Genomic DNA, 13,043 nt, shown 5'->3' with positions numbered 1-13,043 from the left:
CACCCCGAACTCGCTGACGGCTTCGAAGACCAGCACGGTCAGGCCCGCCGCGGGCCCGGACACCTGGAGGCTGCTGCCGGGCATCAGCCCGGTGACGAGTCCGCCCACGATGCCGGTGACAAGGCCCAGCTCTGCCGGGACGCCGGAGGCGACCGCCACACCGACGCACAGCGGTACGGCGACCAGGAAGACGACGATGGAGGCGAGGAAGTCCTGCCGCAGGTAAGGGAACTTCGACAGCATGGTCACCCGTCCCCTCGGAGCGTCTCGAACGTGTCGGACTCGGCGCGGTGTTCCCGCACGATTCCGGTGTGGACCTCGTAGTACCAGCCGTGCAGCTGGAGGTGACTCGCCTCGAGGCGCTGCTCGATGCACGGGTAGGAGCGCAGCCGCAGCAGCTGGGCGAGGACGTGGTTCTGCACGGCCTCGGCGACCGTCGGGTCGCTGGGGTCGGAGCACTTGGGCTCGTCCGCGGCGTGCGCGAGCCAGTCGCGTACGGCGGGTACGGCGGTCAGGTCGTCGTGGCGGACCACCGCGCCGACGGCACCGCAGTGGGAGTGGCCGCACACCACGACGTGCTTGACGCCGAGCACCTGCACCGCGTACTCGATCGTGGCCGTCTCGCCCGTGGGGGTGGCGGAGCCGTACGGAGGAACGATGTTGCCCGCGGTGCGCAGCTCGAACAGCTCGCCGGGGCGGGCTCCCGTGATGAGGGCCGGTACGACTCGGGAGTCGGAGCAGGTGATGAACAGGACGTCGGGGGACTGGCCCTCAGCGAGGCGGGCGAACTCCTCAGGGCGCTGTCCGAACCTGCGGGCGTTGTCGATGAGGGGCTGCATGTGTGTTGATTCCTCCTGGCGCGCCGTGGGGGCGCGTCGGACGGGCAGGGCATACGTGGGGGGTGGAGACTGCTCCGCTGTCAGCAGCGGAAGACCTGGAGTGCGGCCGGGAAGTGGGCTGTCGGAAATCCCGACAGGCGGTCGTGCCCGACACTGGGTGCAACTGGTTCGTCCGTGGCGGCCAGATAGTGCGCCGGCATGGGGCGCTCGAGCGGCTGGGGCGCGGAGTCGGAGACGCGGTGCCGGTCGAGAGTGCGCGGGACGCCGGCCGGTCCGCGGAGGTAGCCGACGTCGCGAAAGGTGACGGCCTCGTCGCACAGCGTCATGCTAGAGGGGTTGATTCCGGACTGGGCTTTGGCCTCAACATGACGGGTCGCGTGCGCCGGTGCGAAGGGCACCTCAAGTGTGAAGAACGGGAGGGTGAACAGGGCGGCAGCGAGGAGGGCAAGCACGGCCTGGGCCGTCGCACCTCGGAACATGCGCCCCTCCAGTTAGTTCACACCCCTTGCGCGTGCCAACGATTGGTCAATGACTGGTCAAGAAACACGTTAGCCCGGCGAAGCTGTTTGCAGGGTTAACTCAGCGTTTCAAGCTGGAGAGAGCCCGAAAGGTGCAGGCTGGTTGGCGCAAACTGCCTCTTGACCTCGAGCAGTTGACCGACTAGTTGAGCTCGATCGGCTGAACGCTGCGCCGGTGAAGCAGTTCAGAGCGTCACAGCAGACGACGGCCTCGGGACCGGCACCGTCGCCGTGGCCCACCAAGACCACGGCCCCCGGCGGCTCCCACACCCATTGCCCCGTTTACGCAGCTGACGGTGACGGGCTCACTGGTCACCCCCGTCCGTCGAGGAGATCACCATGGCGTGCCCTCGCAGGCCCTCCTCTTCGCACTGTCCAACGCCTCTTACATCGCAGCTTTACTGCCCCAACGTGGCAGAAGCCGTCGCGCTCTACGTGTCCCACGTCGGGGTCGGGCTTGGGCAATGAGCAGGGCAACGTCATCGTCATCGCCGGGATGCCGCAGGACGTGCAGGAGCTCGTCGCAGGTCTCTTCCAGCGGTCGATCCGGTACGTCCAGGAGAGTGAGGAGGCACTCCAGACGAGCGTCGATGGACTCGTGACGGGTTTCGACCAGGCCGTCGGTGTACAAAACGAGTTGGTCACCGGGCCGGAAGGCGATGCGGGTGGTGTGGAAGGCGACGCCGCCGACGCCCAGTGGTGCACCGGTGGGCAGGTCGAGCAGTTGGGGAGCCTGACCGGCGCGTACCAGGGCAGGGGGCAGGTGCCCGGCGAGGGAGACGCGGCACTGCGCACGGTGCGGGTCGTAGACGGCGTACAGGCACGTGGTGATGGTTTGCTCCACGCCCTGGGTGAGGTGGTCGAGGTGGCGCAGGACCTGGGCGGGTTGGAGGCCGAGTTCGGCGAAGGCGCGGGTGGCGGTGCGCAGCTGGCCCATGGTGGCGGCGGCGTTGATGCCGCTGCCCATGATACCGGTGGGAGATATTGAGGTCGGGGCGAGCTGGTCAAGCGTGGGAGGAGAGCAAGAAGGAACCCCAGGCCCGAGCGGGTATCGGGCCCTCAGAGCGCGCTGCTTGTGCCGTCGAGGAGAGATAGACCCTGTCGTGTCAGGGTGTGGTGCATCGTGTTGCGGTAGCGAGTGCTGGAGGCGAGTCCAGCCTTCCGGAGTACACCGGTGTGCTCGCTGGCGCTGGCCGGCGAGATGGACAGGCGGCGAGCCACTTCGGTGGTGGTACAGCCGTCGACGAGCGTGGACAGGATGGCGGCGCGGGTGGTCCCGAGGAGTGCGGCAAGGGCCTTGTGCGAGCCTGCGGATTGCGGCGGTGACCATATGTCTCGGACCGTGGCGGCATCGCGCGGCGCGGGATAGATCAGCAGGACCTCGGCATCGGTGCCGGGTACGAACAGCTGGGGGGTGGTTCCGCAGAACAGCGATGGAGCCAGGACGATCCCGCGGCCTCCCAGGTGGAACTCCTCGTGGCCCGAACCGCGCCAGGAGGAATAGTCCGGCACTTCCAGCACCGGCGGCCGCCAGCGCAGGCGGGGAGCGAGACTGTCCAGCCCCGTGCCCACTCCCCCGGTGGCCATCAGCTTCCCCACGAGACTCGCATGCGAGCTCAGATGTCGTAGCGCGCCGTTCCAATAGGGGGCCACGGCCTCGGTGTGGTAGTCGACGAGGGCGGTCGCCAGACGCTCGACCGCACCGTCGGGTGCACCTGGGTCGGCCAGCCAGGAAGGTCTCCGGCGCACCAGCCGTGGATCAGGGGACAGCTCGGTACGAAGTTGTGCCCGCGGCGCACTCAGCAGGCGCTCGTGGCCCTCCTCGATCGAGGACACCGGCCCCAGCAGCGTGAAGAGATCAACCATCCACCTTCGCGGGCCGGCAACGAAGGGTGCCAGTTCCCGTACGTCCTGCGGCACCCGTGGATGTGTGCGCCTGCGCCACCCATCGAAAAGGATCTTCTCGTCACGGCGCTGCAACATCCGCAAGCTGAGCTGTGTCTCGGCCAGTGGTCCTAGCAGGGCCACGCGGGTACGGGCGAGATCCTCCACTGTGAAATAGAGACGCAGCACTGTGATCCCCCTGCCCCCGAAGGCGTCAACACGAGCCTGACCATGGTCATTTAGCCTTGCCTGCAGGTCATTGTCGAGCCCGTTCCCGGTCAGAGATCCTCGTCCTTGCCCGTATGAACGCCGGACAGCTCCGGGCCGTGTCCGGGATTGACGGACCGGCGCGCCCGGTGGAGAGGAGGTTGGTTCCCAGCGGGGTGGTGGTGTGCCGCACCGTGTTGGCCTGGCGGAGGGTGGTGACCAGACCGACGGCTCGAAGGGCGGTGGCATGTTCCGAAGCGGAGGTGGGGGAGATATTCAGACGCTGGGCGAGCTGTTTCGTGGTGTGGCCGGAGGGGTCTGCCAGGGCATCCAGGACGGCTGCGCGAGTGCGGCCCAGCAGCACCGCCAGGGCTGTCGGTGCACCCGGGCGGGCGTGCGATGGCTCGATGATGAGATCGCCGGTCTCCAGGCCCCGGACTGATGCGTACACGAGAACGGGGGTGTCGCCGTCGTTGAGCAGGGCCCGGGGGCGGGGGCCGCAGAAGGTGTGGGCGCCACAGGAGGATTCCCCGTCCCTCCAGGTGGAAGTCGATCTGCGTCCAGCACGGCACGCATACGGTCGGCGAAGGGCGTTACGGCGATGTCGTAGTAGGCCGCCATCTCTTCGGCCACCGCATCTAATACCTCACGGTCCCCGTCGGCCAGCTGCCCCACCCAGGCAGGCGGACGGCGGTGGGTCGACAGACGGTGTACGTCCGTCGCCAGGCGCTTGGGCCGGGTGGCTCGTATCGCCTCAAACGCCCCTGCACCGGGAATGCCTACTCACTGGGGGTGAGGAAGTCCGGAACCCAGCCGGAGGCCGGCACCAGGGAACCGAGCAGTGACGCCCGGGCGGGCAGCCGCCCCAGAACGTGACGCCGCCACGCAGAGAACGGCGTGCCGGAGCCGCGACGGAGCAATTGCAGACTCAGCACCGCCTCTCTCACCGGCAGAGCGCTGCTGTGAGCGAACGCCACCCCTGCCAGATCCTTCGCAGTGAAGTGGATACGTAACATACAGCCCCCGATGTCCGAATCTCTGACGTCACGCCTCCTGACCAGGAACATTCGGCTACACCCGACGGTCGTTGTCGATACCGCCCCCGGCCAAAGATGCTGTGTCCAGGGCAACTTCGAAAACAAGTGGAGGCCGCAATTCCCCCGTCGTCCGCATGCCGACATCATCGACCCCGTCTCCCGGACAGGCGCTGGCCCGCCCGGACAGGATCCGGACAAGGCCCTGACCAGGCCGGACAGCTGGTGCCTGTCCGGGACGGCCGGCAACCCTTGCTCCCCCTGACAGTGTTCAGAAGTCTCTGATGTGCCCGGCCGGTCGAACCGTTGCCGCGGCAATTGAGTTGAGCACTGGATACGGGGCCGGGGCTCGCCCGTCCGGTCGAACACCGCGATTGAAGGAGGGGGTGCCCATGGACGCTCGTATCCGACTTACTGCCCGGCGGAGAAGACGTTCTACGACTCGCCGGACCGACTGCGCCCGCACAGCGGCACGGTGGCCTTCGGTGACGTGATGACGGTGTCAGCGGGACTGGACGGAGAACGGGGTCGGGCCCCGAGCAGCATCACATCGGCACGACCATGTCGTAGTGGGTTCTCCCCCGTCGACTCAGGCCGGATAGACCGTCTCCGCACCGGACTGAAGGCAACCTGAAAGGTCCTCAGGAACATTCAGTGTCTCCTCAGCCGTGTGATGACTGCCTGTATCGCAGGACGGAGCTCTTGCATAAGGGTCTGTTTGAAACATCAAGGCGGCGCTGACGGAATTCCTCGATGCTCCACGTAAGTGAGAAAGAAATTAGTTGGCTCGGGGGACTGCCCGATCGGGTGACTGCCTTGCGCAGCCACTGCGAATCACAGGCTTGATTTGACGACCACTTCCTCTTATGAACTCGCGGGAAAAGTCGGCGGGAACGGGGGCATGAAGCGCTATGAGGTACGCCTGTAAGGTTCTTGGTCCTATCAGAATCCGCACGCGGGAAGGAATACGGGCAATAGGAAGCGTCAAGCAGCAGGCGCTCCTCATGACCCTCGTGCTCAATCTCAACCGTCCGGTGCCGCTCGACCGGCTGACCGCCGCGCTCTGGGACGGCGAAGTGCCTCGCTCGTCAATCAGCAACCTCCGTAGTTACGCAAAGGAGCTACGTCAGGCCCTGTCCGGTGCCGATGCCGTGCAACTGGTGGGCGGCGGCGGGGCATACCAGCTCACGGCAGCGCCTGAACAGATCGACCTGATGTGTTTCGAGCGGGCAGTGCGGGACGGCCGTATGAGTCTTGCCCGTGCCGACTACGCGGCAGCCGTGACGCATCTGAGCCGTGCACAGTCACTCTGGCACGGACCGTCTGTCAGCAGCTTGTCCTGCGGCAGGCTACTTACCGCACGTCTCGACGCGCTGAACGAGCAGCGGCTGAGCGCCGTCGAGGATCTTGCGGAGGCACGGCTCGGGATCGGCAGGAGCGCTGAGTCGGTGACTGATATACGCGTTCTAGTCGCTGAGGAGCCACTGCGCGAGCGGGCTTGGGGTCTGCTGATGAGGACCTTGTACATGGCGGGCGACGCCGCAGGCGCACTGGCCGCCTACGCCGAAGCCAGGGAGCACCTCGCCGACGGGCTGGGCATCGACCCCGGGACTGAGCTGCGCTCCATCCACCAGGCGGTGCTGCGCCGGGATCCGCGGCTCACCAGGTACCCGATGCAGGCCGGGCCGTGGGCCGGCGCAGTAGGTGCGTTCTGCTCTCCTGTGCCCAAACAACTGCCTCGCCCGGCGCTCTTCGTCGGCCGAAGCCATGAGACGGGCGCGCTGTGCGCCGCCCTGCGCGGCGGTGATGACGACTTCGCGCGGATCGTCGCCGTTGGTGGAAATCCTGGGACGGGAAAGTCGGCGCTCGCCCTCCATGCGGCTCACGCCGTCCGCGCGGAGTTTCCCGACGGACAGCTCTACGCCGATCTCGCAGGTGTGGCTGCCCCCGATGGTGCGTCAGGGGCAGACCAGGTGATCGGTTGGTTTCTGCGAGCGTTGGGCGACCCTGGCGCTGAAAGCCCGATGCGTCTGGGGGAAGCCACCACGCGGTTCCGGTCGATCACGGCCGATCTGCGTCTGCTCGTCGTCCTGGACAACGCATCGGCCGCAACGCAGGTCCGCCCCTTGCTTCCCGCCGGGCGCGCGTGCGCAGTTCTCGTCACCAGTCGCAGGGCTCTCGACCTCGACCACGCATGGCAGTTCACGGTGCGAGGTCTACCCGAGGCTGACGCAGTGGCGTTGCTGGAACGACTCGTCGATGCGCGGCGGCCAGCGGCGACGCCGGGCGCCGCAGCGCAGATCGCCCGGCATTGCGCGTATGTGCCGCGCGCGCTGCGCGCGGCGGCGCGGTGGCTGTCCGACAGACCCGGCTGCCCTCTCGACCAGCTCGCTGACCTATTGGCCGACAACGGCGGGGAGCCTGAGGCCGCACGTGCGCTGCGGGCGCTCGCCAGCCTGTCGGCCCCGGAGAGTGCTCTGCCTCCTCTGGAGAACATCCCCGGGCTACAGGAGACCTGATGTACCAAGCCCTGGCCGTGTTGGCGCTGCTCGCCGCCTGCGGATTCCTCGTGTGGATCCGCCTCCGTTACACGGTGGTCACCGTGGACGGTCGGAGTATGTTGCCGGCGCTGAGCCCGGGGGACCGGGTCGTCGTCCGCCGGACCCGGCTCGCACGCATCCGGCAGTCCGACATCGTCGTGGTACGTCAGTCGCGGACCCCGCTGAGACGCATTCCGGTCGGAGTACGGCCTCGGCAGCCGCGGCTCGACCGCACAGGGCCATGGTTCATCAAGCGAGTGGCCGCGGTTCCGGGCGATCCAGTACCGCGTGAGAGTGTTCACGCCCTGCGTGACGCGGCTGATCCGTCCGTGCCGTCCGGCCGACTCGTGCTACTCGGTGACAACCCGGAAAGCAGCTACGACTCCCGCGAGCATGGCTATTTCCCGGCCGACCGACTTCTCGGCAAGGTCGTCCGGCGGCTGTCGTGATTCCGTTTCCGCGAATGGAAGCCATCCAGGAAGGGCTCAATCAGGTGCAATACATGGTCATCGGAAGCTGTTGTGTCATTGGAACCGTCTTTCTCGTCGCATCCGTAAGCAAGCTGCGAGGCCGTGCGCAGTTCGAAGAGTTCGCCGAATCCGTTCAGCAACTCGGATTGGTGCCCAGGCGGTGGGGCCGCCCTGTGGCAGTCCTTGCTGCGGGGGGCGAGGTCCTCGTGCCCTTCGTCCTGGCCTCCCCACTGATAGGCGGCGGACCGCCTGCCGTCGCGTCGGCCTTTCTCTCTGCGCCGGCTTTCGGCCTCGGGCTCGCTGTGGTGCTGCTCCTGGCGTTCACCACAGCGATCGCGCTTGCCATGCGCAGGGGCTCGGGGACATCGTGCCGCTGCTTCGGGACGTCCTCCGCACCGCTCGGCGTACAGCACGTAGTACGGAACCTGCTGCTCGCTGCTCTCGCGGTGGCGGGGCTGGTTGGCGCCCTGACGCACCGCCTGAGTGCTGTGGAATACCTCCCGGCGGTCACGGCGGGCGGTGTCGGCGTAGTCGTCGCCATCCTCTGCGTGTTCCTCGACGACATCATCGACCTCTTCAGCCCCCAGCCGTCCGGTGAGTCCACCAGGCTCACGCGCTGAACCTCCGCCGGTCCCAGCCCCACACTCCCTGCGCCCTTGACAAGAAGGAGCCTCACGGTGCTGTACTTCGTCGCGCTCATGACCTTGGTCGCTCTGGTCAATCTGATCTTCACGATGGGCGTGGTCCGTCGGCTCAGAGAGCACACCCAACTCATCAACGACCGGCTGCACGACGCCGTCGTGCCGCCTCCCACCGGCAAGGTCGCGCACGACTTCACCGTCGACACGATCGACGGCACAACGGTTTCCCGAACTTCGCTCAACTCGCCCTTGGTGGCGGGATTCTTCACCCCGCAGTGCAAGGCGTGCGTGATTCAGGCATCCGAGTTCATCGACTACGCCGCTACCGTCCCCGGCGGCCGTGACAGTGTGGTCGCCGTGATCTCAGGCACCGGTCCGGAGGCCGAGGAGTACGCCGCTCAGTTCGCCGACGTGGCACATGTGGTCGTGGAAGAGCCGTTTGGCCCTGTCCAGTTGGCCTTCTCAGTCGACGGCTATCCGGCCTTCGCCGCCGTCACACGTCACGGAGCCGTCACCTTCTCCGGCCGTGAAGTCCGCGACCTTCCCACCACGGTCTCCGCATGAGAACGCCCAGGCGGCGCCTCGCACACGCGCCGACGGATGATGCGGTAACCCGAGGCAGCTTCGGCGACGCGGTGGCAGCGCTCGCGTTCGCGTGCCGGGCGGCTCCTGGCGGCGTGGTGCTGCTGACGATACTTACCCTGAGCGCAGGCGGCGCGCCGGTGCTGGCGGCCTGGCTGACCAAGTTGCTGTTCGACCGGGTGGCGGGTGGGGCGGACGAGCTGAACACTCTGGTTGCCCTGGCTTCCGCCCTCGGCACGGTTGGCGTCGTCGTCGCGTTCGGACCTCATGTCTCGGCGTACGCGGCAGGAAGTCTCGGCCGCCGGGTCAGGTTGAAGGTCCAGGACCGGGTCTACGCCAAGGTGGGAAATCTGCCGGGCCTTGCGCGTCTTGAGGATCCGCCGTTCTACGACCGTCTCATGATGGCTCAGCAGTCCAGCGAGAGCCCCGGCCAGGTGGTGGGGGGTCTTCTCGGGATGCTCCAGGCCGCCCTGACCCTGGGCGGATTCCTCATCACGCTCGCCCTGCTCAGCCCCATGATGACGGTTGTAGTCGTGGCCGTCGTGGGTCCCACCCTCGTCGCCGAGCTCGCCCTCAACCGGCGCCGCGCGGACATGCGCTGGCGTCTGGGGCCCGCTGAGCGCAGGGAGATGTTCTACGGGAATCTGCTCTGCGACCTGCAGACCGCGAAGGAGATCCGGCTGTTCGGTATCAGTGACTTCCTGCGGGAACGGATGCTCACCGAACTGCGGTCCATCAACTCCACGCGGGAACAGCTGGACCGGCGGGTGTTGGGCGTCCAGGGAGGGCTGTCATTCCTCTCTGCAGCGGTCGCCGGTGGCGGCTTGATTTGGGCCGCGCACGCGGCGGCAGGCGGGCGGCTCGGCGTCGGCGATCTTGCGATGTTCGCCGCAGCGGTCGCGGGCACCCAGGGAGCGCTCGGGGGCCTGGTCCGGGGAATCTCCTTGATCCATGAGGGTCTGCTGCTGTTCGGCCACTACCGCATGGTGATGATGATCCCCTCCGACCTGCCCGTCCCTTCCGCGCCGCGGCCGGTGCCGCCGCTGTCGCAGGGCATCGAATTCCGTAACGTGTGGTTCCGGTATGGAGAAGACCAGCCGTGGATCCTGCGCGGGGTCTCGTTCACTGTCCCGTACGGCAAGGCCGTCGCCCTTGTGGGACACAATGGTGCGGGCAAGTCGACGCTGGTGAAGCTGGCATGCCGACTGTACGACCCGACGCGAGGCTCGGTGCACTGGGACGGCGTCGACCTGCGCGAGCTGGACCCCGCCACGCTCCGGGACCGCATGAGTGCCGTGTTCCAGGACTACACGTGCTACGACCTCTCTGCCGAGGAGAACATCGCGCTCGGCGACATCTCTGCCTTCGAGGACCGCTCCCGCATCCCGGCGGCGGCGCGGCGCGCAGGCATCCACGAGGCTCTCGACCGGCTCCCGCGCGGCTACGACACGCTGCTCAGCCGGATGTTCGCCGAGCCGGACCAGGAGGACCCGACGGCCGGCGTGCTGCTCTCCGGCGGGCAGTGGCAGCGGGTGGCGCTGGCCCGGGCGCTGCTGCGGGACGGACGCGATCTGCTCATTCTCGACGAGCCCAGTTCCGGACTGGACGCCGAGGCGGAGTACGAGATCCACTCGAGTCTGAAGAAATACCGGGCGGGACGTACGAGTCTGCTGATATCGCACCGGCTCGGTGCCGTTCGCGATGCCCACCGCATTCTGGTGCTCGCCGAGGGGACGATCGCGGAGGAGGGCAGCCACGCAGAATTGCTTGCCGTCGACGGCACTTATGCCCGTCTGTTCGCAATTCAGTCAGAGGGATACAGGGAGGAGCGGAAGTCGCCGGAATACTCCTGATGACGCACGGGAAACGCCGGATCCGCCCGCCCCCGGAAGGGACGGCCGGATCCGGCGATTCGGTCGCCAGGTCAGTCGGCGCAGGTACCGCAGGCCGCATACCAGGTTCCGACGTACCTGCCATCGCAGATCTTGTCGTAGGCGAGGCGGTTCCGCCAGAAGGTGCACTGGGGGTCGCAGTGGGAGTAGACGTTCCGACAGTCTTGGGCTGCGGCCTCCGCGTCGATTGCTGGCGCGGTGAAACTGACGATTCGATCGCTGAGGGCCTCGATGAACTTGAACACTTCTCTCCACCTTTTTTCGTAGAGTTACGTTGCGCTCATGACGCTAGTCCGGAAAAACGTAAAAGAAATACATGCGCGATATATACGACTGCGTGGGCGCGGATCGCCGTACCCGGGCTCCCACACCCGCCGCCACCGCCGCACACTCTCCGCACACACACCCACCGCCCGCGCGATCTCCGCATTCGAGACACCCTCCTCGAACAACTCCACCGCACGAACACGACGCGCCTCCGCCAACTGAGGCCGCGACAAGGGAGGAAGGGACGAGCCGGCAGCCGAAGACGAAGGTTGATAAGCCACCCCGAAAGCCTCCCACTTACACGGCCACCACACCCACCGAACTAACGAAAAGATCAGTAAAGGCGACGGCGTCCACCACGCCATGCTCGGCATCGCCCGCCTGTACAACCTCGCCCTGTCCGGATAGCGGAGAAACGAGCTGGTCACCCAGCACGCCATAGATCATTTACGGGACAACTCTTAAGCATCCTGTTTAGACGTCGCTTCTTTTGGTGTGATCGTTCGTTGAGCCGTGCATGACGGATCTCGTTGAGTGGTTGGTGCCGGACGAGTTGTGGGTGCTGTTCAGACGGGTGGTGCCGCCGACGATGGTGATACGTCCGCAGGGTGGGGGACGGCGCCGGGCAGGTGACCGTGAAGCCCTGGCCGCGGTCATCTTCGTGGCAGCGTCGGGCTGCACCTGGCGGCAGCTGCCGCCGGTGTTCGGCCCCGCCTGGCCCACGGTCTACCGCCGGTTCGCTCAGTGGAGCCGGGACCGGGTCTGGGCCAGGCTCTACCGCGTGATCCTCGACGAACTCGGAGCCCGGGGCGAGCTGGACTGGTCTCGGTGCGCGATCGACTCCGTTAGCCTGCGAGCGGCAAAAGGGGGCCACTGACCGGACCGAATCCGACCGACCGCGGCAAGAGCGGATCGAAAATCCACCTGATCACCGACCGGAACGGACTGCCCCTGTCGCTGGGCATCTCCGGCGCCAACATGCACGACAGCCAGGGCCTGGAGCCTCTCGTGCGCGGTATCCCGCCCATCCGGTCCCGCCGCGGGCCCAGGCGGCGGAGGCCGGCGAAACTGCACGCGGACGAGGGCTACGACTACGACCACCTGCGTCGATGGCTCCGTCGGCGGGGCATCCGCCCCCGCATCGCCCGCAGAGGTGTCGAGTCCTCGCAGCGGCTGGGCCGGCATCGCTGGGTGGTCGAAAGAACCGTGTCCTGGCTGGCCGGCTGCCGACGGCTCCACCGCCGCTACGAACGCAAGGCCGAACACTTCCTCGCCTTCGTCGGCATAGCCGCAACCCTCATCGGCTACCGCCGACTCACCAACCAGACCAGTGTCTGACCCATTGAGATGCCAGCCCCCGTCACAGGGCGTCGTCAGGTCCGGCGACGGCTGGGCCGAGCCCCACGGGAAGGTGGGCAGTTGCCAGAGCGACAGCCTCGTCAGCCGTTTCGGTTTCACCGATCACGCCGCCGTCGTGAGGGAACTCCCGAACCTGGTAGGGACGGCCGTTGCACGCGGGGACGATAGCAACCTCCGCCTCGGACGAATGACCAGTGCTGGCGCTAAAGCCCAGCGTCCAGTGACTGGAGAACGCCGACAGCCGCCTGAGCCGCGGCTCCGCGTACGCTGCTTCCACGAGCAGGCCGAACTCTGGGAACCCCGGTTTACCAGCTGCCTGTTCCCTCAGCAGTCGCCACTGGAGGTCCACTACTGCCGCTGGACCGCGTTCATGCGCCCTCGCGCGCTCGTCCGAGGACAGGAAAGGGAAGAGGTCGTGCAGTTCACTCAGGCTCCTGCCCTCCCCCCAGGCCACTGCCGCCAGTACGACGTCCCTGAGGTCTGTTGTCGATCCACTGATGAGCTCGATCCCTCGGCTCCTGCCACACAGCAGGAACACGCGCTCCTTCGCTCCGATAACAACGGACAGAGGCCGACGGAACGGCACACGTGGCGTGCTGACTGCTGAGACAGACGTCCCCCAGCCGTCGGACACCACGTTCACGTCCACGGCCAGTTCGACTGCCACGCGTTCCAGAGCAGCGGCCAAGATACCCGCAGCCGCCGGATCGGGATAAAGGTCAGGGTTCACCTCAGCAGTGTGGCGTCTCGGGACGACGAAAAGAAACGGTGTCTTACTGATCTTTTCGTTAAGTTCGGTGGGTGTGACGG

The 13,043-nt window shown here is 66.9% G+C and carries 16 protein-coding genes; 6 read left to right on the top strand and 10 right to left on the bottom strand.

What is annotated here, in order from left to right:
- The 6 genes from J7E88_RS32800 to J7E88_RS36535 form a co-directional block, all read right to left on the bottom strand.
- Positions 1-243 (bottom strand): SulP family inorganic anion transporter (locus tag J7E88_RS32800; RefSeq protein ID WP_251023561.1); only part of this gene is annotated, 243 nt, incomplete at its 3' end.
- Positions 244-245: 2 nt separating this feature from the next.
- Positions 246-839, bottom strand: a complete 594-nt coding sequence (locus J7E88_RS32795) for a carbonic anhydrase (RefSeq protein ID WP_215187114.1) — start codon at positions 837-839, stop codon at positions 246-248.
- Positions 840-919: 80 nt separating this feature from the next.
- Complete coding sequence (locus J7E88_RS32790) at positions 920-1,318, bottom strand: hypothetical protein (protein WP_215187113.1); 399 nt, start codon at positions 1,316-1,318, stop codon at positions 920-922.
- Between the two features lie 424 nt (positions 1,319-1,742).
- Positions 1,743-2,294 (bottom strand): PP2C family protein-serine/threonine phosphatase, encoded by a 552-nt coding sequence (locus tag J7E88_RS37575; RefSeq protein WP_374196355.1) that lies wholly within the window; start codon positions 2,292-2,294, stop codon positions 1,743-1,745.
- A 122-nt stretch (positions 2,295-2,416) separates the two neighbouring features.
- Entirely contained in the window at positions 2,417-3,223 is an 807-nt protein-coding gene (locus J7E88_RS37570; RefSeq protein WP_374196353.1) for an ArsR/SmtB family transcription factor, read from the bottom strand.
- Between the two features lie 274 nt (positions 3,224-3,497).
- On the bottom strand, positions 3,498-3,812 hold the full coding sequence (locus J7E88_RS36535) for a winged helix-turn-helix domain-containing protein (protein ID WP_308307697.1): 315 nt from the start codon (positions 3,810-3,812) through the stop codon (positions 3,498-3,500).
- A 1,674-nt stretch (positions 3,813-5,486) separates the two neighbouring features.
- Here J7E88_RS36535 and J7E88_RS32775 point away from each other — a divergent pair.
- The 5 genes from J7E88_RS32775 to J7E88_RS32755 are packed head-to-tail and all read left to right on the top strand — an operon-like array spanning position 5,487 to position 10,568.
- The gene (locus J7E88_RS32775; protein WP_215187111.1) at positions 5,487-7,001 is read left to right on the top strand and encodes an AfsR/SARP family transcriptional regulator; all 1,515 of its coding nucleotides are present in this window, start codon (positions 5,487-5,489) and stop codon (positions 6,999-7,001) included.
- Positions 7,001-7,471: a S26 family signal peptidase gene (locus tag J7E88_RS32770; RefSeq protein WP_215187110.1), complete on the top strand. Its 471-nt coding sequence runs from the start codon at positions 7,001-7,003 to the stop codon at positions 7,469-7,471. The genes J7E88_RS32775 and J7E88_RS32770 overlap by 1 nt, the downstream gene beginning before the upstream one ends.
- 14 nt (positions 7,472-7,485) lie before the next feature.
- The gene (locus J7E88_RS32765) at positions 7,486-8,112 is read left to right on the top strand and encodes a MauE/DoxX family redox-associated membrane protein (protein WP_215187109.1); all 627 of its coding nucleotides are present in this window, start codon (positions 7,486-7,488) and stop codon (positions 8,110-8,112) included.
- Positions 8,113-8,169: 57 nt separating this feature from the next.
- Positions 8,170-8,697 (top strand): hypothetical protein, encoded by a 528-nt coding sequence (locus J7E88_RS32760; protein ID WP_215187108.1) that lies wholly within the window; start codon positions 8,170-8,172, stop codon positions 8,695-8,697.
- The gene (locus tag J7E88_RS32755) at positions 8,694-10,568 is read left to right on the top strand and encodes an ABC transporter ATP-binding protein (protein ID WP_215187107.1); all 1,875 of its coding nucleotides are present in this window, start codon (positions 8,694-8,696) and stop codon (positions 10,566-10,568) included. The genes J7E88_RS32760 and J7E88_RS32755 overlap by 4 nt, the downstream gene beginning before the upstream one ends.
- 71 nt (positions 10,569-10,639) lie before the next feature.
- Here J7E88_RS32755 and J7E88_RS32750 read toward each other — a convergent pair whose 3' ends face one another.
- From J7E88_RS32750 to J7E88_RS32740, 3 genes are read right to left on the bottom strand one after another with little or no spacing between them, the layout of a single operon-like run.
- Entirely contained in the window at positions 10,640-10,852 is a 213-nt protein-coding gene (locus J7E88_RS32750; RefSeq protein ID WP_215187106.1) for a hypothetical protein, read from the bottom strand.
- A gap of 24 nt (positions 10,853-10,876) precedes the next feature.
- A complete protein-coding gene (locus J7E88_RS37565) occupies positions 10,877-11,239 on the bottom strand; it encodes a helix-turn-helix domain-containing protein (protein WP_374196354.1) in 363 nt (120 codons plus the stop codon).
- Positions 11,172-11,321 (bottom strand): hypothetical protein, encoded by a 150-nt coding sequence (locus J7E88_RS32740; RefSeq protein WP_215187104.1) that lies wholly within the window; start codon positions 11,319-11,321, stop codon positions 11,172-11,174. Before J7E88_RS32740 ends, J7E88_RS37565 begins: the two co-directional genes overlap by 68 nt.
- Positions 11,322-11,391: 70 nt before the next feature.
- Here J7E88_RS32740 and J7E88_RS32735 point away from each other — a divergent pair.
- Positions 11,392-12,212 (top strand): IS5 family transposase gene (locus J7E88_RS32735; protein ID WP_374196352.1). Its coding sequence is split into 2 segments (ribosomal slippage): positions 11,392-11,749 and positions 11,749-12,212, totalling 822 coding nucleotides; the frame shifts between segments, so codons are not numbered across the junction.
- A gap of 22 nt (positions 12,213-12,234) precedes the next feature.
- Here J7E88_RS32735 and J7E88_RS32730 read toward each other — a convergent pair.
- Positions 12,235-13,043, bottom strand: an 809-nt coding sequence (locus J7E88_RS32730; RefSeq protein WP_215187102.1) for a DUF6193 family natural product biosynthesis protein, incomplete at its 5' end; no start/stop codon positions are given.

Source organism: Streptomyces sp. ISL-10, from assembly GCF_018614575.1.
In the GTDB taxonomy this organism is placed as follows: Bacteria; Actinomycetota; Actinomycetes; order Streptomycetales; family Streptomycetaceae; genus Streptomyces.
Note: the sequence above shows the minus strand (reverse complement) of the source record. Positions and strands in the feature narration are given on the sequence as shown.

Bases quoted from the DNA above. Each gene is read 5' to 3' on its own strand.
- J7E88_RS32795 (WP_215187114.1), bottom strand. From the start codon at position 839: ATGCAGCCCCTCATCGACAACGCCCGCAGGTTCGGACAGCGCCCTGAG.
- J7E88_RS32790 (WP_215187113.1), bottom strand. From the start codon at position 1,318: ATGTTCCGAGGTGCGACGGCCCAGGCCGTGCTTGCCCTCCTCGCTGCC.
- J7E88_RS37575 (WP_374196355.1), bottom strand. From the start codon at position 2,294: ATGGGCCAGCTGCGCACCGCCACCCGCGCCTTCGCCGAACTCGGCCTC.
- J7E88_RS37570 (WP_374196353.1), bottom strand. From the start codon at position 3,223: ATGGTTGATCTCTTCACGCTGCTGGGGCCGGTGTCCTCGATCGAGGAG.
- J7E88_RS32775 (WP_215187111.1), top strand. From the start codon at position 5,487: ATGACCCTCGTGCTCAATCTCAACCGTCCGGTGCCGCTCGACCGGCTG.
- J7E88_RS32770 (WP_215187110.1), top strand. From the start codon at position 7,001: ATGTACCAAGCCCTGGCCGTGTTGGCGCTGCTCGCCGCCTGCGGATTC.
- J7E88_RS32765 (WP_215187109.1), top strand. From the start codon at position 7,486: ATGGAAGCCATCCAGGAAGGGCTCAATCAGGTGCAATACATGGTCATC.
- J7E88_RS32755 (WP_215187107.1), top strand. From the start codon at position 8,694: ATGAGAACGCCCAGGCGGCGCCTCGCACACGCGCCGACGGATGATGCG.
- J7E88_RS37565 (WP_374196354.1), bottom strand. From the start codon at position 11,239: ATGGCGTGGTGGACGCCGTCGCCTTTACTGATCTTTTCGTTAGTTCGG.
- J7E88_RS32740 (WP_215187104.1), bottom strand. From the start codon at position 11,321: ATGATCTATGGCGTGCTGGGTGACCAGCTCGTTTCTCCGCTATCCGGA.